The 19,391-nt window shown below is 63.4% G+C and carries 18 protein-coding genes, 1 tRNA gene and 1 pseudogene; 9 read left to right on the plus strand and 11 right to left on the minus strand.

Annotated features, from left to right (window positions below):
• Positions 1 to 9: 9 nt before the first annotated feature.
• The 4 genes from T8A63_RS12480 to T8A63_RS12495 are packed head-to-tail and all read right to left on the minus strand — an operon-like array spanning position 10 to position 2,157.
• Positions 10 to 528 (minus strand): periplasmic heavy metal sensor, encoded by a 519-nt coding sequence (locus T8A63_RS12480; protein WP_322343988.1) that lies wholly within the window; start codon positions 526 to 528, stop codon positions 10 to 12.
• A 1-nt stretch (position 529) separates the two neighbouring features.
• Complete coding sequence (locus T8A63_RS12485; RefSeq protein ID WP_300056111.1) at positions 530 to 919, minus strand: hypothetical protein; 390 nt, start codon at positions 917 to 919, stop codon at positions 530 to 532.
• Entirely contained in the window at positions 912 to 1,499 is a 588-nt protein-coding gene (locus tag T8A63_RS12490; RefSeq protein ID WP_322343989.1) for an RNA polymerase sigma factor, read from the minus strand. The genes T8A63_RS12485 and T8A63_RS12490 overlap by 8 nt, the downstream gene beginning before the upstream one ends.
• A gap of 55 nt (positions 1,500 to 1,554) precedes the next feature.
• The gene (locus tag T8A63_RS12495) at positions 1,555 to 2,157 is read right to left on the minus strand and encodes an EF-hand domain-containing protein (protein WP_300056114.1); all 603 of its coding nucleotides are present in this window, start codon (positions 2,155 to 2,157) and stop codon (positions 1,555 to 1,557) included.
• A 217-nt stretch (positions 2,158 to 2,374) separates the two neighbouring features.
• Between T8A63_RS12495 and T8A63_RS12500 the strand changes: the two genes are divergently transcribed.
• Both T8A63_RS12500 and T8A63_RS12505 read left to right on the plus strand, forming a co-directional pair.
• Complete coding sequence (locus T8A63_RS12500) at positions 2,375 to 2,791, plus strand: DUF983 domain-containing protein (protein WP_322343990.1); 417 nt, start codon at positions 2,375 to 2,377, stop codon at positions 2,789 to 2,791.
• A gap of 42 nt (positions 2,792 to 2,833) precedes the next feature.
• Positions 2,834 to 3,529 (plus strand): NUDIX hydrolase, encoded by a 696-nt coding sequence (locus T8A63_RS12505; protein ID WP_322343991.1) that lies wholly within the window; start codon positions 2,834 to 2,836, stop codon positions 3,527 to 3,529.
• Here T8A63_RS12505 and T8A63_RS12510 read toward each other — a convergent pair.
• Genes T8A63_RS12510 through T8A63_RS12520 form a run of 3 tightly spaced genes read right to left on the minus strand, consistent with a single transcriptional unit; the run spans position 3,526 to position 6,085 of the window.
• Positions 3,526 to 4,446 carry a DMT family transporter gene (locus T8A63_RS12510; RefSeq protein WP_322343992.1) on the minus strand — a complete coding sequence of 307 codons (921 nt, stop codon included), beginning with the start codon at positions 4,444 to 4,446 and terminating at the stop codon, positions 3,526 to 3,528. The genes T8A63_RS12505 and T8A63_RS12510 overlap by 4 nt on opposite strands.
• Positions 4,447 to 4,493: 47 nt before the next feature.
• Entirely contained in the window at positions 4,494 to 5,042 is a 549-nt protein-coding gene (locus T8A63_RS12515; RefSeq protein WP_322343993.1) for a lipocalin family protein, read from the minus strand.
• Positions 5,042 to 6,085 carry an aldo/keto reductase gene (locus tag T8A63_RS12520; RefSeq protein WP_322343994.1) on the minus strand — a complete coding sequence of 348 codons (1,044 nt, stop codon included), beginning with the start codon at positions 6,083 to 6,085 and terminating at the stop codon, positions 5,042 to 5,044. Before T8A63_RS12520 ends, T8A63_RS12515 begins: the two co-directional genes overlap by 1 nt.
• Before the next feature lie 154 nt (positions 6,086 to 6,239).
• On the opposite strand from T8A63_RS12520, the gene T8A63_RS12525 reads away from it, so the two are divergent.
• A complete protein-coding gene (locus T8A63_RS12525; RefSeq protein WP_067937828.1) occupies positions 6,240 to 7,463 on the plus strand; it encodes an MFS transporter in 1,224 nt (407 codons plus the stop codon).
• Positions 7,464 to 7,535: 72 nt separating this feature from the next.
• A complete protein-coding gene (gene metG / locus T8A63_RS12530; RefSeq protein ID WP_322343995.1) occupies positions 7,536 to 9,248 on the plus strand; it encodes a methionine--tRNA ligase in 1,713 nt (570 codons plus the stop codon).
• A 70-nt stretch (positions 9,249 to 9,318) separates the two neighbouring features.
• On the opposite strand, the gene T8A63_RS12535 is transcribed toward metG, so the two are convergent.
• On the minus strand, positions 9,319 to 9,846 hold the full coding sequence (locus T8A63_RS12535) for a PAS domain-containing protein (protein ID WP_322343996.1): 528 nt from the start codon (positions 9,844 to 9,846) through the stop codon (positions 9,319 to 9,321).
• A 562-nt stretch (positions 9,847 to 10,408) separates the two neighbouring features.
• On the opposite strand from T8A63_RS12535, the pseudogene T8A63_RS12540 reads away from it, so the two are divergent.
• Positions 10,409 to 11,680, plus strand: a pseudogene (locus T8A63_RS12540) (MHYT domain-containing protein); the annotation flags it as partial.
• 122 nt (positions 11,681 to 11,802) lie between these two features.
• Here T8A63_RS12540 and T8A63_RS12545 read toward each other — a convergent pair.
• Together T8A63_RS12545 and T8A63_RS12550 are read right to left on the minus strand one after the other, a co-directional pair.
• Positions 11,803 to 11,889 (minus strand) — tRNA-Leu (locus T8A63_RS12545).
• A 62-nt stretch (positions 11,890 to 11,951) separates the two neighbouring features.
• Positions 11,952 to 12,428 carry an Lrp/AsnC family transcriptional regulator gene (locus T8A63_RS12550; RefSeq protein WP_067939519.1) on the minus strand — a complete coding sequence of 159 codons (477 nt, stop codon included), beginning with the start codon at positions 12,426 to 12,428 and terminating at the stop codon, positions 11,952 to 11,954.
• Between the two features lie 107 nt (positions 12,429 to 12,535).
• On the opposite strand from T8A63_RS12550, the gene putA reads away from it, so the two are divergent.
• The 4 genes from putA (at position 12,536) to T8A63_RS12570 (ending at position 18,334) form a co-directional block, all read left to right on the plus strand.
• Positions 12,536 to 15,952 (plus strand): bifunctional proline dehydrogenase/L-glutamate gamma-semialdehyde dehydrogenase PutA, encoded by a 3,417-nt coding sequence (putA, locus tag T8A63_RS12555; RefSeq protein WP_322343997.1) that lies wholly within the window; start codon positions 12,536 to 12,538, stop codon positions 15,950 to 15,952.
• Positions 15,953 to 15,973: 21 nt separating this feature from the next.
• Positions 15,974 to 17,125: an amidohydrolase gene (locus tag T8A63_RS12560; RefSeq protein ID WP_322343998.1), complete on the plus strand. Its 1,152-nt coding sequence runs from the start codon at positions 15,974 to 15,976 to the stop codon at positions 17,123 to 17,125.
• 82 nt (positions 17,126 to 17,207) lie between these two features.
• Entirely contained in the window at positions 17,208 to 17,951 is a 744-nt protein-coding gene (locus tag T8A63_RS12565) for a rhomboid family intramembrane serine protease (RefSeq protein WP_322343999.1), read from the plus strand.
• Positions 17,948 to 18,334, plus strand: a complete 387-nt coding sequence (locus T8A63_RS12570; RefSeq protein ID WP_300056140.1) for a GFA family protein — start codon at positions 17,948 to 17,950, stop codon at positions 18,332 to 18,334. The genes T8A63_RS12565 and T8A63_RS12570 overlap by 4 nt, the downstream gene beginning before the upstream one ends.
• Here T8A63_RS12570 and T8A63_RS12575 read toward each other — a convergent pair.
• Positions 18,331 to 19,326 (minus strand): DUF2235 domain-containing protein, encoded by a 996-nt coding sequence (locus T8A63_RS12575; protein WP_322344000.1) that lies wholly within the window; start codon positions 19,324 to 19,326, stop codon positions 18,331 to 18,333. The genes T8A63_RS12570 and T8A63_RS12575 overlap by 4 nt on opposite strands.
• Positions 19,327 to 19,391: the final 65 nt, after the last annotated feature.

A 19,391-nucleotide genomic window follows, 5' to 3' on the forward strand; every position in this document is an offset into this window, starting at 1 on the left:
CCTGCCCGATTAACGCTCAGCCTTGCTCTCGCGCTTGTCCTTTTTGCGGGCGCGCCCGGCTTGCAACCGCTCTTGCAGCTTGTCGGCATAGGCCTTGCGGGCGACGGTATCCATCGCGCTGACCTCGGCCAGCCATGCGTTATGGGCCACGGTTTGAACACTGGCCGCCGCCTCTCCTTGCGCGGCGAGCACCGCTGCGGCCACATCCGCCTGAAACGGCTCTGCCCGCAGCGCGGCAAGCATCTCGTCATAAAGCGCGCGCCGTGCCGCCCGGTCGAGGTGATGCGCCTTGCCGCTGCTGCGCATCTTGCCGTGCAGATCGCGCCGCGCTTCGGGCGGCAGCGCCTGCACATAGGGCGAAGCATAGCTGCGCAGCCCCGGCAGATCGCCATCGCCGCGCGGCCCCGGCCCGCCATGACGCCACATCGCCCCGCCAAGCGCGCCGAGGATCATCACGTTCAGCGCCAGCGACAGACCAAGCGCCAAGCGCGTCAGTCGCCTGCGCCGTGGTGTGGGAACCTGTGTCATCTCAACTTTCCTCCATGTCCCAGCCAAAACCACCCAGTTCGGTGCCTGTATCGGCTTCGCCCGTGTCCAATGTCTCGGCCGTCCATGTGCCAGAGACGAATTGCCCGGCGAGATCCGGCATGCCCTCGGGCGGGGCGACGCCGACCCAAACCCCAACCGCCGCGGCAGTGGCAAGACCGCTTAGCCCCGCCGCACCGCCCAAAAGATGCCAAAGTGCTTGGTGCCACGGCTGGCGCGCTGCTTTGGGCATATGCGCTTCGGCATCGGCCAGAACCCGCGCTTGCAGATCGGCAGAGACCTGTGGCGGATTGGCCCGGGCTGCGGCAAAGAAATTTTCCAGTGCGGCGTCACTCAATGCCCCATCACTTAATGCGTCGTCAAAGTCATTCATTTTCAAACCCCAATGCGTCCCGTTGCGCAGATAGCTGCGCGGCCAACGCCCGTTTGCCCCGTGCGGTCAGGCTCTCCACCGCTTCGACCCCAATGCCCAAGACTTCGGCAATTTCGGGGTTTGCCATACCGTCAATGTGGCGCAGCACCACCGCCTGACGCTGCCGGTCGGGCAGGCTGGCCAGCGCCTGTTGCAGCGCATCCACACGGGCGGCCTGCTGCATCTTCTGTGCGGCACCCGGCGTCGGATCGACCGGCTCGGCCACGTCATCAAGCCCTGCCGCCCCCGCGCCACGACGGCGCAGACGGTCAGTGCAAAGGTTGGCCACGACGCGATAAAGCCATGTGGTGACCTTGGCCTCACCTGCGCGCCACTTTGGCGCCTGACGCCACAGCCGCAGCATCGCTTCTTGGGCCACATCCTCTGCCTCGGCACGGTCGCCGAGCACCCGCAGCGCATGGCCGTGAATGCGCGGCACCAGCCGGGCCGTCAACAGCCGCGCCGCTGCCGCATCGCCGCTGGCGTAGCGCTGCAACAACTCGGCATCCGCATCGTGGTGCTCGTCGGACAAATCCTGCATCCCGTCCATCGCTAAGGCCCGGGCGCGCCATGATCAAGCGCGCCCGGCGCATCAATTAGTCGCGCTGCGGCTTGTCATGGTCCATCTTGTGGCCCTTGCCGTGCCGCTTGCCATGCATTTTCTTGGCCGCTTCGAACTCTTCGGCGCTGATGCTGCCGTTCTCGTCCTTGTCCAGACGCTCGAACATCTTGGCGGGGTCGTGGCGCTGCGTCATTTCTTCCATCGACAGCTTGCCGTCGTCATTGGTGTCCATACGCTCGATCATGCGCTCGCCGCCTTTGTCACCGCGCTTGCCATCCTTTTTGCCGTCACGTTTGTCGCCGCGCTTGTCACCCATGGCTTCCAACTCAGAGGCGTCGAGGCTGCCGTTGCCGTCGGTGTCGAAGCGCTCCAGCATCTTGGCCGAACGCTCGGCCCGGCGCGCATCGCCTGCGGCTTTCAGTTCTTCGCCAGTCACGAAACCGTCGCCATCGGCGTCAACCTCGGCAAAACGCGCCTCGGCATGGGCCTGAAACTCTGCCTGTGTGATCTCACCGTTGCCGTCAGCGTCAAGCTGCTGGAACCGGTCCTGCCCGCTTTGCTGCGCGGTGGCGGCGACGGCACCGATGGCCAACAATCCGCTGAGGGCTGCGATCTTCATGTTTGTACGAATGGTCATCTTGATACTCCTCGTTTTTTAAAGACCGTCTCACGCTTTTGCGCCGCGATCACAGGGTCAAACGGATGCCGCTGGAACTTCCGTCGCAGGTTTCCGAACTTTTTTCAGAAATGCGCCACAGCCCCAGCCTGCGCGACATGGCGCCGCAACGGCAGCCTCGGGGCTTTTCATTTCATGCCTCAGGTTGCATCTACCCCTCAACCAAAGGATCGCTTCCATGTCACAGACACAGCAACTCTCTCCCGACACCGTAGAGACCCAAGACGGCGAAGAGCGGCCCCGCCTGCCCGCCATGCTGCGCGGTTGGCGCGGCAAATGCCCCTCTTGCGGGGGCGGGCAGTTGTTGCGCGGCTATCTTAAGGTGAATGACGACTGCGCCGTCTGCCGCCAAGAGTTCCACCACCACCGCGCCGATGACGGCCCGGCCTATCTGACCATTCTGCTCGTCGGTCACCTGCTGGCACCGGGGCTGCACATCGCCTTTGTGGTCTGGCGGCCCGAGCCTTTGACCCTGTTCACCATTTTTGCGGTTGGCTGCACGGCGCTGTCCCTCTACCTTCTGCCCAGACTGAAGGGGGCCATGATCGGCTTTCAATGGGCCAAAAGGATGGGCGGCTTCGGCGGCACCACCTAGCGCGGCCCGCCCTTCGGCCCCTGACCGCCGGAGCATCGCCGCATGACCATCGACAAGACCAAAATCCGCAACGCCGCCACGGTGATCGTGCTGCGCGACCGCCATGTGACCCCGCATATCCTGATGGGGCAACGTGGGGCCAAGGCGGCATTCATGCCCAATAAGTTCGTTTTTCCCGGTGGAGCGGTGGACGCAGCCGATGCGCGCGTGCCGCTGGCCGCCCCGGTGAATGAACTCTGTCACGGCAGGCTCTGCGACGATGCAGAACCGTCCTTGGCACATGCCATCGCCGTCGCGGCCATCCGTGAGTTGTGGGAGGAAACCGGGCTGGTGCTGGGCCGCAAGGGCGCGTGGGAGGGCGACGTGCCCGCCGATTGGAAAACCTTCGCCGCCACTGGCCATCTGCCCGACGCCTCTGCCCTGCAATTCGTGTTTCGCGCACTGACACCTCCGGGCCGTCCGCGCCGCTTTGATGCGCGGTTCTTTTTGGTCGACGCCGAAGACATCGCCAGCGATCCGGATGATTTCGATGCCGCCTGTGATGAGCTTTCGCATCTGCAATGGGTGCCGCTCAGCCGGGCGCGGTCGTTTGACATGCCCTTCATCACCGAGGTCGTGCTGGCCGAAGTCGCCGCCCGCGCACGCGATACCAATCCGCCCGCCTCGGTCCCGTTTTTCAAAAACAACGACGAAGAGAGCCTGTTCCTGCGTCTCCATGGCCGCCCGATGACGGGCTAAGTCGCCATCACCAGCGCCAGGATCGACAGCGCCAGCACGGCCATCCCCGCCCATTCCCGGCGCGAGATCCTTTCGCGGAAGAAGAGGGTCGAGGCGGCGATGCTCAGCATCAGCTCCACCTGCCCCAAAGCCTTCACATAGGCCGCGTTTTGCAGGGTGAAGGCGATGAACCAGCACAGCGAGCCACCCATCGAGGTCAGCCCAATCCAGACCGCCACCCGCCGCGCCGCCCAAACCCGGCGCATCTGTCCCGGTTCGCGCTGCCGCAGCCAGACAGCCATGATCAGCGTCTGCATCAGCACCACCGCCGCCAGCGTCACGCCCGCGCGCAGCAGCGGATCGTCAGAGACCACGGCCAATGACGCGCCGCGATAGCAGACCGCCGAAATGGCGAACAAAAACCCCGAAGCGATCCCCAGCCCCGCCGCGCGGTTGCGCAGATCGGCCAACCGCAGCCCCTTGGCCTCGGCCCCGCCGGACAGAAGCAGCAGGCCAACAACCCCAAGTGCAATGGCCGCGAACCCCGCGCCAGAGACACCTTCGCCCAGCACGATCCAGCCCATCAGCACGGTCTGGATCACTTCGGTCTTCTTAAAGGTGATGCCCACAGCAAAATTGCGCTGCTTGAACAAAAGCACCACGCAGACCGTTGCCATGATCTGCGCCGTGCCGCCCATCAATCCATAAAGCCAGAACCCCGGCCCTAGCGCGGGCAGCGCCTGCCCGCTAAGGCCCAGATAGAGCGGCAGCAGCAGCGCGATGAAGGGCGCGGAGTAGAGAAACCGCGAAAACGTCGCCCCGCCCGCCGACAGCGTATCGGTCGCCAAATGCTTTTGCAGCATGAAGCGCCCGGTTTGAAACGTGGCGGCGGCAAGGGTGACGAGGATCCACAGATCGGGCGCGAAAATACTGTCCATAACAGCCTATAGGCCGAAGCCGGGCGGCAGTGCCAGCGCCGTCGTGGTCAGCGCCTCATTTGCAAGGCGCTGAGGTCGTAGCCGTTGAAATCTAAAATCTCTTGCGCCGCGGTGATCCGGTCTTCGCCGCCTGTCGCCCGACGGTCAAGAATCCAGCCGTACCCCCCTTCGGGGCTGCCGATGACGGCGGTGCGGAACCCCTCATCGACCCAAAGCACCCAGAATGCGCGCTCGGCCCCACCCACGGCGGCGCGCATGGTATAGCGCGCCGGGCCCTCTTCGCTCAGCGCCCAAAGATCACGGCGGTCGGTGCAGACCCCAGCCGCATTACAGGATTGGCGGTGCTCGATCAGCGTTGGCCCCTGCGGCGAAAAGGTCACTGCGCGCAGATTGGCATCTTTGGGAAAGGCCGCCCGGACCTGCCAATCGCCGCCAAACTGCGCCGCGTCATAGCGGCTGGTGGCCCCGATCAGCGCCTCGGCATTGCGAAAGCCGGTCTGCGCGGGCGGCGGTGCGCTGCGGTTGCAGGCGGCCAGTGCGCCGAGCAGCATAAGCACAGCGACACGGCGCGCCCCAGAAGATGCGAAACGGCCCATCAATAGGGCATCGGATGGGATTTATGCGCCGCATCAAGGTCGGCCATCACCTCATCGCTCAGGGTCAGGTCGGACCCGCCGAGCGCCACATCAAGCTGCTCTAGGCTGGTCGCGCCAAAGATCACCGAGCCCATGAAGGGCCGCGTCGCGCACCATGCCAGCGCCATCTGCACCGGGTCGAGCCCATGTTTCTGCGCCACATCAAGGTAGGCGGCAACCGCCTCAAAGGCGCGGGGTGTGACGCGGCCGCCCAGGTCTTCGTTCAGCGACAGACGCGATCCAGCGGGCACTTTGCCACCCTGATATTTCCCGGTCAGCAACCCTGCGGCGAGGGGTGAGAAAGACAGCATGTCGATCTGTTCGTTCACACATGTTTCCGACACATCCGTATCCGCCAAACGGCACATCAGCGAATATTCGTTCTGCACCGAGATCGGGCGCGGCCCGCCCGAACGCTCGGCCACGGCAGCCCATTGCGTCAGCCCCCAAGCGCTTTCGTTGCTCAGACCAAAGGCGCGGATCGTGCCGCGCTCGACCTCGCTCTGGAGCGCGCCGAGGGCGTCTTCCATATGAGCAATGGTCTCGGCCCGGTTCTGACCGGACGGGTCAAAGGTCCAATTCTTGCGGAACATATAGCTACCGCGGTTGGGCCAGTGAAATTGGTACAGGTCGATATAATCCGTCCGCAACCGCTTCAGCGAGCCTTCGATGGCACCGGGGATCGTGTCGGATGAAATCGGAGCACCATTGCGGGCATGTTGCATCCCCTCGCCGGAGTGTTTGCTGGCCAAGACAACCTCATCGCGGCGCTTGTCGCGGGCAAACCACTGGCCGATGATCTCTTCTGTCCGGCCCACCGTCTCGGCGCTGATCAGGTTCACCGGATACATCTCGGCCGTGTCCATGAAGTTGATCCCGGCGTCGAGCGCGCGGTCGATCTGCGCGTGGCCCTCTTCGGCGGTGTTCTGGGTGCCCCATGTCATGGAGCCCAGACAGAAATGCGAGACCTCGATATCGCTTGAGCCGAGCTTGTTCATCTTCATCTTGTGGTCCTCGCTTGTGATTTGCCCGCAACCTAGCCGCCTGCCCGGCCTTCGCAAGGGCAATTGCCAAGCGCCAATCCCACGGTCCCGGCAAAAATGCGGACCCGGCGCATTCGCGCTTCCGTTCGGGCAGCAATGGACGCAATGTGCCCTCATGCGCCTGCTCATTTCCTTCGCCGCCCTCTTTTTCTCGGTCATCCTTTTGCAACTCTCCACCGGGGGTGTGGGGCCAATTGATGTGCTTTCTGGCGTGCAGCTTGGGTTTAGCCGTCAGGAAATCGGTATGCTCGGCTCGGCGCATTTTCTGGGGTTTTTCATCGGCTGCTGGTGGGCACCGCGTTTGATGGGCAGCGTCGGCCACAGCCGGGCCTTTGCCGCCTTCACCGCCGCCGGGTCGATCGGGTTGATGGCGCATATGATGGTAGTGGACCCCTACGCATGGGGGCTGATGCGGGTGGCTTCAGGCATGTGCGTGGCGGGCTGCTATACGGTGATCGAGGCGTGGATGCAGGCCAAGGTCACCAATGAGACGCGCGGGCGCACCATGGGGGTTTACCGGGTGGTCGACATGAGCGGTTCGCTCGCCGCACAACTGATCGTCGGCGTGCTCGCCCCGGCGTCATATGTCTCGTATAATCTGCTCGCCATAGGCTGCTGTGCCGCACTGTTGCCCCTGACGCTGACCAAAGTCCGCCCACCCGAGACGCCCAACCAACCAAGGCTGCGCCCGCGCCTCGCCTTTGACCGTTCGCCTTTGGCGGCGGCGGGTGTTGTGGTAGCGGCGGTCTCTAGCGCGTCGTTCCGGATGGTCGGGCCGATCTACGGGCAAGAGGTGGGGCTTAGCGCCACACAGATCGCATGGTTCCTCGCCGCCTTCGTCTTGGGCGGCGCGCTGGCGCAATATCCGATGGGGATGCTGGCCGATAAATACGACCGCCGCTGGGTTTTGATCTGGCTGTCGGTCGCTGCGATGGGCGGCTGTGCTGTCACGGTGATGGGCGCGGGATATGGCACGGCGGGGATCATGCTTTCGGCAGGGCTCTTCGGGGCCACGACATTCCCGATCTATTCCGTCTCTGCCGCCCATGCCCATGATTTCGCAAGCTCTGACGAGCGTGTCGAACTGTCTGCCGCCTTGATGTTCTTTTTCGCCGTGGGCGCCATCGGCGCGCCCTACCTTGCCTCTGTGCTGATCGACGGTTTCGGTGCATCGGCGTTGTTCGCGATGATCGCGGCGGCGCATGGGGTGCTGGTGGTCTTTGGCCTAGCCCGGATGCGCGCCCGCCCCACACGGACCGACCGCACGCCCTACGTTTATGCCCCGCGCACCACCTTCCTCATCGGGCGGCTCTTAGGCCGTACACGGGACCGGAACTAGACTATTCCCGTCTTTTGCTGGCAACAGCGCAGCCCTTGCGATAAGGCTGCGCCAAGCACCGGGAATATTGATATGACACGCCACCTCATCACCTCCGCCATCCCCTATATCAACGGGATCAAACATCTGGGTAACCTTGTGGGCAGCCAACTGCCTGCGGACCTTTACGCGCGCTACCAGCGTGGCCGGGGGCAGGATGTTCTGTTCCTCTGCGCCACCGACGAACACGGCACCCCCGCCGAACTCGCCGCCGCCAAGGCGGGCAAACCGGTCGAAGAATACTGCGCCGAGATGTATGAAACACAGGCCCGCATCGCCGAAGGCTTTGGCCTGTCGTTCGACCACTTTGGCCGTTCTTCCAGCCCGCAAAACCGCAAGCTGACACAGCATTTCGCAGGCGCACTGGCGGATCAGGGGCTGATCGAAGAAGTTTCGCAGCGCCAGATTTATTCCCCCACCGATGGCCGCTTCTTGCCCGACCGCTATGTCGAAGGCACCTGCCCCAACTGCGGGTTTGAGGACGCGCGCGGCGATCAATGTGACAACTGCACCAAGCAGCTCGACCCCGAAGACCTGATCAACCCGCGCTCTACCATCTCGGGCGCGACTGATCTTGAGATGCGCGAGACCAAGCATCTGTTCCTGCGCCAGAGCAAGCTGAAGGATGAGCTGGACGATTGGATTAACTCCAAGACCGATTGGCCCGTGCTGACCACCTCCATCGCCAAGAAATGGCTGCATGACGGCGACGGGCTGCAAGACCGCGGCATTACCCGCGACCTGAGCTGGGGCGTGCCGGTCAAACGCGGCGATCAGGATTGGCCGGGCATGGAGGGCAAGGTCTTCTACGTCTGGTTCGACGCGCCGATCGAATATATCGCCTGCGCGCAGGAATGGGTCGATACGGGCAAAGGGTCGGACTGGGAAAGCTGGTGGCGCACCGACAAGGGCGCGGATGACGTGCGCTATACCCAGTTCATGGGCAAGGACAACGTGCCCTTCCACACGCTCAGCTTTCCGGCCACGATCAAGGGCTCGGGCGAGCCGTGGAAGCTGGTGGATTACATCAAATCCTTCAACTACTTGAATTATGACGGCGGCCAGTTCTCCACCTCGCGCGGGCGCGGGGTCTTCATGGATCAGGCGTTGGAGATCCTGCCCGCGGATTATTGGCGCTGGTGGCTGCTCAGCCACGCGCCCGAGACTTCGGATGCCGAATTTACATGGGAAAACTTCCAAGCCTCGGTGAACAAAGATTTGGCAGACGTGCTGGGCAACTTCGTCAGCCGCATCACCAAATTCTGCCGCTCCAAATTCGGCGAAGCCGTGCCGGAGGCCGGGGAATACGGTGCGGCGGAGCACGCCTTGATCGAAGACATCACCGCCCGCGTCGCGCGTTACGAGACGCTGATGGAGGCGATGGAAGTCCGCAAATCCGCCGCCGAACTGCGCGGTATCTGGGCGGCAGGCAACGAATACCTGCAGGCCCAAGCGCCCTGGACCACCTTCAAGACGGACCCCGACAAAGCGGCGGCGCAGGTGCGGCTGGCGCTGAACCTGATCCCGCTCTATGCGGTGCTATCGGCCCCATTCATCCCTGCGGCTTCGGCCTCGATGCTCGAGGCGATGAAGGTCGAAGACATGCCTTGGCCCGATGATGTGCCAGCGGCCTTGGGCAAACTAGCCCCCGGTCATGGCTTTGACGTGCCCGAGGTGCTTTTTGCCAAGATCAGCGATGAGGACCGCGAAAGCTGGGCCAAACGCTTCGCCGGCAAGCGGGATTGATAGAAACCGACAGATCAGCGGCGCCGCGTAAGTCGCCGCTGTTTCTTTATGCGCTGATGGGCATTCGCGGCTAGCTGCCCATGGCGCGCCGCGAAGCCCCCTTCCCCAACGCGCGCACCGGTCCCACATCGTTCGCCGCGGCTTCCACGCCCCGAAACCGGATGGTTTGAACCCGCCCATCAGGGCCGCACGCCGCGCTGAACTGTCCGTCGACGATCCGGGCTGTGTCCTCTCCCGGATGCATCTGAAAACGCCCCTGCGGACACTGCCCCCGCAGGACCTGCGTCCAAAGTTCGCGGATCTCAGCCCCATCGCAAATCCTTGGGCCAAAAAGATCGTAGATATGCTGCCCGTTCAGACAATCCCCCAGCCCGTAGGTGACGCCGCAGGCCGCTTCATTCGCGTGGCGCACGCGCCCGTCCGGCGCAAAGTCCACTTCGATCTCAGTCATATCGACGTTGACGTTGACGTTGGAAAGGATGCGCGCACCTTCAGCCCCCGTCAGCGCCGCGTGACAGAAAGTGGGGAAAAGCCCCCCGCAGCGCCGCGCCTTGGGCGCCGCCCCGCCTGCGACGCCATCTTGGTTGTGCCTAAACATGTGCCGCTCTGCCGCGAAAACGATGGAGATAAGCGGGAATTGCCCCAAGGTAAGCGGCGCCGCTGAACCAGCCGAGTCCTTGCGGAAAACCTGCCTGTTTTCGCACTGCCTTCCTCGTCCAAACGCACGACGCTGCCGCGCCCGCCCAGTCAGCTGCCCAACGCGGCGCCGCAGCCGAAAAACAAATTGACGCAAAGGGTTAGATGGTTTCACCCGCTCGTTTAAATCTACCATACCCCCGCCTTTTCCTCAGCCCGACGCAATACCGATCATGGCTGAGACTTAACGCCATGCCCTTAAGAGCGGGTTAAAACAGAAGCACAGTGTGAACTTGCGGGGGCCTTATTTTAGCCCTATTCGGCCAGCAATTAACTAAATCTTAGTATTTGATAGGATTAAGATGTTCCGGGTCGCCCACAGTATTCATCAAGATCACGACCTCGGACTCGTGCTGCTGGCGGCGCTGCTTTGTATCTTTGGCAGCTGGGTGGTGTCGCGGCTTTATCAGCATGTGCTTGAGCAGCCGCGCGCACAGGCAATGATCTGGTGCTATTTGACCGCGATGACCGCCGGGGTCACGATCTGGTGCACCCATTTCATCGCGATCCTCGCCTATCAGCTCGACGCGCCAGCAACCTTCCATTTCTCCCTGACTTTCCTGTCCCTGATCATCGCCATCGTTGGATCGATCTTGGGTGTCGTCATCGCGGGTCTGTTAAAATCGCGCCGCGCCACGGTTTTGGGGGGGACGATCTTCGGCTTGGCAATCTCGGCCATGCATTACACCGGCATGATCGCCTACCGTGTGCAGGGCACCATCCAATGGGACATGGGCTATCTGGCCGCCTCTGTGATCATTGCGGTGACCCTCGCTACCCTTGCGCTCGGGGCCGCCGGCCGTGGTGGAAAGGGCAGCGTGTTGTGGATGACCGGGCTCTTGGCCTTGGCCATTATCCTATTGCATTTCACCGGGATGGCCGCCTTTCAGGTGACGCCGCTCGCCGCGCAGCCTCTCTATGCCAATCCTGTCGAATACCGGCTCATCGCGCTGATCATCGCCGGAACCGCCGCCATCATCGCGCTGGCCGCGCTTTTCAGCTATGTGGTTGAAAACCGGACCCGCAACGAAAGCGTCGAGGAACTGCGTCAGGCCCGCGATGCCGCCGAAAGCGCCAGCCGCGCGAAATCGGAATTTATGAGCGTTCTCAGCCACGAATTGCGCACCCCGCTGACCATCGTCATCGGCTACGCCAGCTTCCTGTCGGAACTCAAGCGTCACAACCTTGCCAAGCTCGAACCGGAGGAGAAACCGGCATCAGAGCATTTCACCAAGATGGGCGATCAGGCGGAACTCTACGGTCAGCGCATCAAATTTGCGGGCGGGCAATTGCTGACCATTATCAACGACATCCTCGATTACACAAATATGGAATTGAACGACCTCGCGCTGGACAAAACCCCCTTTGATACGCGCATATTGTTGGAGGAAGTGGTCGAGCAGCACCATGGGGCGGCGCATGACAAGACGGCCAGGCTGCATATCGACACCCCCCCGCTCACCGTTACCGCCGACCGCCGACGCAGCCTGCAGCTGCTCGGCCATATCGTCGGCAATGCGCTGAAATTCTCCAAGGCGCGCGACATACACCTACGCGCCCGCCCGCATGCAGGCGGGTTCGTTTTTGAGGTTGAAGACAATGGCGTCGGCATCGCCGCGCAGGACTTCGACCGCATTTTCGAAGCCTTCACCCAGATCGAAGACGCCGACGACCGCGCCGAAGGCGGCACAGGTCTGGGGCTGGCAATCTGCAAGAAACTGGCGCTTGCACATGGCGGCGACATCACGGTCAAAAGCACGCTTGGCCAAGGCACGATCTTTACCGTTTTCATCCCCGGCGCCACGCAGATGGCGGAACCTGCGACGCTGGCCCAAGCAAGCCAAGTCTTTGAAAAAGGTGGTGCGGGCGGTGGGACTCGAACCCACACGGGGCTACGCCCCAACAGATTTTAAGTCTGGTATGTCTACCATTCCATCACGCCCGCATCGGGGCGCACAATAAGCATCGCGCGGGCGGTGTAAATGGGGGAATGCCCCGGCCCACGGTTTAGGCCGTATCGGCCAGCATGGTTTCTTTCACCGCCTCCATCGCCACATAGGTCGAGGTGCTGGCCACATGCGGCAGGGTCGAAATAACCTCCCCCAGAAAGCGCCGATATTCCGACATGTTCCGTGTGCGAACCTTGATCAGGTAGTCGAAATGGCTTGCGATCATATGCGCCTGTTCGATCTCTGGCACCTTGGCGACGGCGACGTTGAAGGCCCGCAGTGCCGCCTCGCGCGTGTCGTTCAACCGGACCTCGACAAAGGCCACATGGTCGAGCCCCAACCGGATCGGATCCAAAAGCGCGCGGTAGCCGAGGATCACGCCGCTTTCCTCCAACCGGCGCAGGCGCGCTTGGGTGGGGGATTTCGACAGGCCGATGCGGCGGGCAAGGTCGGTGATGCTGATGCGGCCATCCTCGGCCAACACCGATAGAATCGCGCTGTCAAACCGGTCCAGATCAAAAAGTTCATTTGCCATGTGATTGCCCCATACTTCGGTCAGATCGACTGAAGTATGGTCAATCTTCAGTCGAATATCCCGCCGATCATCGGGTATTCTGGGTCAAACATCAACTGGAGCTTGCCATGCCCCTCGATCACGCCCCCGCCCTTCGCCAAACCATCGACGCGCGCACCTATGCCGACCCGGATGCGCTGCTGACCGAGCTCAAGGCACAGGCCAATCTTTCTGCCGAAGATCGCGCCGAGATCACTGCCAATGCGGCGGGTCTTGTCCGTGACATTCGCGGCACCTCCGCGCCGGGGATGATGGAAGTCTTCCTCGCTGAATACGGTCTCAGCACCGACGAAGGTGTGGCGCTGATGTGTCTTGCCGAGGCGTTGCTGCGGGTCCCGGATGCCGAGACCATCGACGCGCTGATCGAAGACAAAATCGCCCCTTCGGACTGGGGCCGCCACATGGGCCATTCGACCTCCAGCCTCGTGAACGCCTCCACATGGGCGCTGATGCTGACGGGTCGCGTGCTAGATGACGACCAACCCGGCCCGGTGCGCCACCTGCGCGCCGCGATCAAACGTCTGGGCGAGCCGGTGATCCGTACCGCCGTCAGCCGCGCCATGCGCGAGATGGGCCGCCAGTTTGTTCTGGGCGAAGACATCCACGCCGCGATGAAACGCGCGAAGGGCATGGAAAAAAAGGGCTTCACCTACAGCTACGACATGCTGGGCGAAGCGGCCCGGACCGAGGCAGACGCCAAACGCTACCACCTCAGCTATTCCCGCGCGATCTCGGCCATTGCCGATGCCTGCACCCATGACGATATCCGCAAGAACCCCGGCATCTCGGTCAAGCTCTCGGCCCTGCACCCGCGCTATGAATTGGCGCAGGAAAAGGCGGTGATGCGCGATCTGGTGCCGCGTCTGCGGGCGCTGGCGCTGCTGGCGAAATCTGCGGGCATGGGCCTTAACATCGACGCCGAAGAAGCCGACCGTCTGGCGCTGTCGCTCGAAGTCATCGACACCGTGATGGGCGAGCCAGCCTTGGCCGGATGGGACGGTTTCGGCGTCGTGGTACAGGCCTATGGCCCCCGCGCGGGCACGGTAATTGACACGCTCTACGACATGGCCACCCGCCATGATCGGCGCATCATGGTCCGTCTGGTGAAAGGCGCCTATTGGGACACCGAAATCAAGCAGGCGCAAGTCGAAGGCATCGACGGTTTCCCGGTCTTCACCCGCAAGGCCGCCACCGATGTGAGCTATATCGCCAGCGCCCGCAAACTGCTGAACATGACCGACCGCATCTACCCGCAGTTTGCCACGCACAACGCCCATACCGTCGCCGCCGTGCTGCATATGGCCGACGACCCCGAGGCCTATGAGTTCCAACGCCTGCACGGCATGGGCGAGACCCTGCATGACATCGTGATGGAGAAACACGGCACCCGCTGCCGCATCTACGCCCCCGTCGGCGCGCACCGCGACCTGCTGGCCTATCTGGTGCGGCGTTTGCTTGAGAACGGCGCGAACTCCAGCTTCGTGAATCAGATCGTTGACGAAAACGTGCCGCCCGAAGTGGTGGCCGCCGACCCGTTTGACCAATTGCAAGACAGCGCGCCGACGATCCCGAAAGGCCCGGACGTGTTCCAGCCGCAACGCGCCAATGCGCGGGGTTTCGATCTGGCCCACACCCCGACGCTTGCCGCCATCGAAGAGGCTCGCGCCCCCTTTGCGGATGCCTCATGGACCGCCGCGCCGATCCTTGCAGGCGACGTCAACCCCGAGGCCGAAGAGACTGTCAGCAACCCGACCGGCGGCACTTCCCCCGGCACGGTGCAGCCTGCCTCCGAGGCCGATGTCGCCACGGCACTCGACAATGCCGCCGCATGGGACGCGCCGCTGGACACCCGCCGCGCAACCCTGCTCCGCGCAGCCGATATGCTTGAGGACCGCTACGGCGAGATCTTCGCCATCCTCGCCCGCGAAGCTGGCAAAGGTCTGCCCGACTGCGTGGCCGAGTTGCGCGAGGCGGTGGACTTCCTGCGCTACTACGCGGGCCAAGCCACCAATACCCCGCCCGCGGGCATCTTCACCTGCATCTCCCCGTGGAACTTCCCGCTGGCGATCTTCTGCGGGCAGGTCACAGCGGCGCTGGCGGCTGGCAATGCCGTGCTGGCCAAACCGGCTGAGCAAACGCCGCTGATCGCCAAACTCGCCGTCGAAGTGCTGCATGAGGCCGGCGTGCCACGTTCCGCCCTGCAACTGCTGCCCGGTGGCGGCAAGGTCGGCGCGGCACTAACGTCGGACCCGCGCATCAATGGCGTGGCCTTCACCGGCTCTACCGCGACCGCCCTGCGCATCCGCGCCGCTATGGCCGAACATTGCGCGCCCGGCACGCCGCTGATTGCCGAAACTGGCGGGTTGAACGCCATGATCGTCGACAGCACCGCCCTGCCTGAACAAGCCGTGCAGGCGATCGTCGAAAGCGCCTTCCAATCGGCAGGCCAACGTTGCTCCGCCGTGCGCTGCCTCTATGTGCAGGAAGACATCGCCGAAGACCTGATCCGCATGCTCACGGGCGCCATGCAGGCGTTGAACATGGGCGATCCGTGGCATCTGTCGACCGATGTCGGCCCTGTTATCGACGACACCGCGCGCAAAGGGATCGTCGAGCATATCGAAGCCGCCCGCGCCGAAGGCCGCGTCATCGCGGACCTCAAAGCGCCCGAGGGCGGCACTTTCGTCGGTCCCGCGATCCTCCGGGTGAACAGCATCGCTGACATGAAGCGCGAAATCTTCGGCCCCGTTCTGCATGTGGCGACCTTCAAAAGCCATGAACTCGACGCCGTAATCGACGCGATCAATGCCACCGGCTATGGGCTCACCTTTGGTCTGCACACCCGGATCGACGACCGGGTGCAGCATGTCTCGGAAAGGATCGAGGCGGGCAACATCTACGTTAACCGCAACCAAATCGGTGCGATCGTAGGCAGCCAACCCTTTGGCGGCGAAGGACTCTCGGGCACCGGACCAAAGGCGGGCGGACCGAATTACCTGCCGCGTTTCTCGGCACCTGACCATCAGGACGCTGCTGGCACATGGGACAGCGCAGAGACCAAGCTCCCCGCCCTGCCCGCGCATCAGCCAACCGTGCTGGAAACCCAATCGATGCCCGGACCGACCGGAGAGAGCAACCGCCTGTCGACCCTGCCGCGTCCCGCGCTTTTGTGCATGGGACCGGGGGCAGAAACAGCGGCCGCGCAGGCCAAGGCCGTGCGGGCGCTCGGCGGTGTCGCGGTCACGGCCTCGGGCCAGATCAACCCCGATGCGCTGACCACCGGCCCAGCCTATGGCGGCGTGCTCTGGTGGGGTGATGACACCACCGCACGGCAGATCGATCAAGCGCTCGCGGCCCGCAACGGCGCAATCATCCCACTGCTGCGCGGCCTGCCCGACACCGCGCGTGTCCGGGCCGAGCGTCACGTCTGTGTTGACACCACTGCCTCTGGCGGCAATGCACAGCTCTTGGGTATGATGGCCTAAGACAGAAATCGGAGGAGCGCCATGCTGACGAACAGCGACATCCAAGACCTGACGCAGTTTCGCAGGGCGCTCCACCAATATCCCGAGGTCTCGGGCGAAGAGATTGAGACCGCCCGGACCATCGCGGCGGAATTAGAGAAACTCAGCCCCACCCGCATCCTGACGGGTTTGGGCGGGCATGGCGTCGCTGCTGTTTTCGAGAGCGGCACCCCCGGCCCCACGGTGCTGTTTCGCGCTGAGCTAGACGCCCTGCCGATCCCCGAAGAGCACGACATTCCGTGGGTCTCGAAAGTGCGGGGGAAAAGCCATGTCTGCGGGCACGATGGCCATATGACCATGCTGCTGGCGCTTGGGCGATTGGTCGCGCGGCAACCCGTGGCACACGGCCGCGTCGTGCTGATGTTTCAACCCGCCGAAGAAGACGGCAGCGGCGCACGCGCCGTGGTGGACGACCCGGCCTACGCCGAGATCGCCGCCGATTATGCCTTTGCTATCCATGTCGAACCGGGCCGCCCCTTTGGCCATGTGGATACAGCCCCCGCCCTGATCAATTGCGCCTCCAAGGGCATCGCCCTGACCCTCAGCGGCAAGACCGCCCATGCCGCCAGCCCCGAAGATGGCAGATCGCCTGCGCCTGCTTTGGCCGAGTTGATCCCCGCGCTGCAGGCGCTCGGCCCGGGTGGGGCGCTTGATGACAATTTTCGCCTCGTTACCCTCACCCACCTGCGCATGGGCGAGCCAACCTTTGGCGTGGCCCCGGGCGAAGCGTTTCTCTATGCTACCCTGCGCAGCACCCGCGACGACGCACTGGCTGAGATCGAAGACGCTCTACGCGCCGAGGTCGCCCGCGCCGCCGAGACCCACGGGCTGACAGCTGGATTCGCGGAATCCGACCATTTCGCCGCCTCCATCAATGACCCCGAAGCCTATGCCATCGCCGCCGCAGCGATGGACGCAGTTGGCGTGTCGCACGGGCAAAGAAACTTGCCGATGCGCGCTTCTGAGGATTTCGGCCTGTTCGGACGGGACGCCAAGGCGGCAATGCTCTGCCTCGGGCCGGGGGAAAATTACGCCGCGTTGCACAATCCCGATTACGATTTTCCCGATGATCTAATCCCCATCGGCGCGGGTATTTTCGAGCGAATTGCGCGGGATTTGCTCGGCACCGCTTGACAGATGCCCCAGCGGGCGCAGCTAACTGCGGTAATCCCCGCGCCGCTTGACGCGGTGCAAGACTTGGCAAAGGCTGGCCCGCATGTTCCCGATCCGCGATCATAACCCCTCGGGCCGCACGCCCTATGTCACCTATGCGCTGATGGCGGTGAACATCGGGGTGTTCCTGTCCTATCTGTCGCTGATGGCGGACGAGCGCGCTTTGGGGGAGTTCTATTACACCTATGCCTTGCTGCCCGCGCGGTTGACCCACGGGGAGGGATATTTCGGCCTCATCACTTCGCAATTTCTGCATGGCGGCTGGATGCATTTGGCCGGTAACATGCTGTTTCTGTGGATCTTCGGCGACAATGTCGAGGATGAGATGGGCCACGGGCGCTATCTGCTGTTCTACCTCGCCTGTGGCATCGCGGCGGGGTTGGGCCAAGTCGTGACGGAGCCGCTGTCGTGGGTGCCCATGGTCGGGGCCTCGGGCGCGATTGCGGGGGTCATGGGGGGCTATCTGCTGCTATTCCCCCGCGCCAAGGTCGACATACTGGTGATCTTTATCGTGTTTTTCCGCATCTTCGCGATCCCGGCTTGGATCATGCTGGGCCTGTGGTTCGGCATGCAGTTCATCGGCGGGATCGGTGCCACGCCGGGCACCGGCGGCGTGGCCTATTGGGCCCATGCAGGCGGGTTTATCGCAGGGCTGGTTCTGACCCTCCCGCTTTGGCTGCGCCGGGGCGGTTTTGCCTTTTGGCGACAGACCCATGGCCATCCGCCCCATGCCGCCGCCGACTATGACCTGAGCCAAAGCCGCATTCCGAAAGTGAGACGCAAATGACCGAAACCTCAGAAACCCGCCGCGCCTCCTGCCATTGTGGGGCGGTGCTGATCGAAGCCCTGTTCCCGCACGGTCTGGCCACGGCCTCGCGCTGCACCTGTTCCTTCTGTCGCCGCCGTGCCGCCGCTACGGTGACGGCGCTGGCCGAGACGGTGACCGTGCTGGAAGGCGCTGAAAACCTTACGCTTTACACATGGGGCACCCATACGGCGCAGCACTACTTCTGCAAGACCTGCGGCATCTACACCCACCACCGCCGCCGCTCGAACCCGGATGAATGCGGCGTGAACCTCGGTGCGATCGAAGGGGTGTTGCCATGGGAGATGGAGCCGCTGCCCTATAGCGACGGCATCAACCACCCTTCGGACCGCAAGGGCGACTAAAGGCTGGAAATCACCCCCTGCATCCGCGCCAGAAGCCCCGGCTGTGGCGCGGCCTCTGCGCGGCGCTGATCCACGCTTTCGTGTAGCCGCTCTGACGGATCCGCGCCCACCAGACGGCGGCGGCGGGTCACAAGCATTTTGCCATAGCCGCGCCAGCGCCCGATGGAGGGCGCAGCGGGGTCTTGATCAAAGCGTGTGGTCCAGCCGTCGGGCAGCGGCAGACCGCTTTCTTCCATCCGCGACAACAGCCAGACCAGTGGGATATTGGCCAAGGGCCGCGCCGCCTCATCACCGCCCAACTGCCCACCGACATCGCCGTGGGTGCCCGGAAACCAGACCTGCTCAAGCCGCCCGGCATAGCCCTCGGGCGTGGTCCACATCACCGGGGCATAGGCGACGCGGGTTTCGTTCAGCGCCAGCGCCTGAAAGCCGTTCTTCACATTGCGGCTAAGATCGTGGTTGTGGAACATGTGCAGCGGCTGCGAGAACCGCCAGAACAGAGGCGCGTTCAGACCCAGCGATTTGACCGTATCCCAAACGCCGATCGCCTCGATCGCCACCTCGGGGTGGCAGTTGGCCCGCGCAAAGAGTTCGCCCGCCTTGCTCAGATGTTGCGCCTCGTAATGACGGTAGACATCGCGGATGTTACGCTCTGTCGCGACCTCGGCACGCAGAAGGCCCACACGGTCGATCACCCCGGCGAGCGAGCGCACGGCATAGCCGCCACGCGAATAACCCATCAGGAAAATCCGGTCCCCGGGTCGGTAGCGCGAGGCGAGGTAGCCATAGGCGCGGCGGATCTGTCGGTTGATCCCGCGCCCCATGATCACATCGCGCGCGCTGCGCCAATCACGCCATTGTAGACCGGGTTCGTAATAGATCGACAGGGCGCTGCCCATCTCGCGGCACAGGCCATAGGCGATGCCCGCGTTAGTCTCTCGCCCCAGTTCGAGCGAGGACATGGTCCCATCCAGAATAATGACATGGGTCACCGCCCCCCGGCGCGGGCCGAAGTCACTTTCAGGCCGTCGCCATAACCGCCCAAAGAGCCGTTGGA

This window comes from Sulfitobacter sp. OXR-159, assembly GCF_034377145.1.
GTDB lineage: Bacteria > Pseudomonadota > Alphaproteobacteria > Rhodobacterales > Rhodobacteraceae > Sulfitobacter.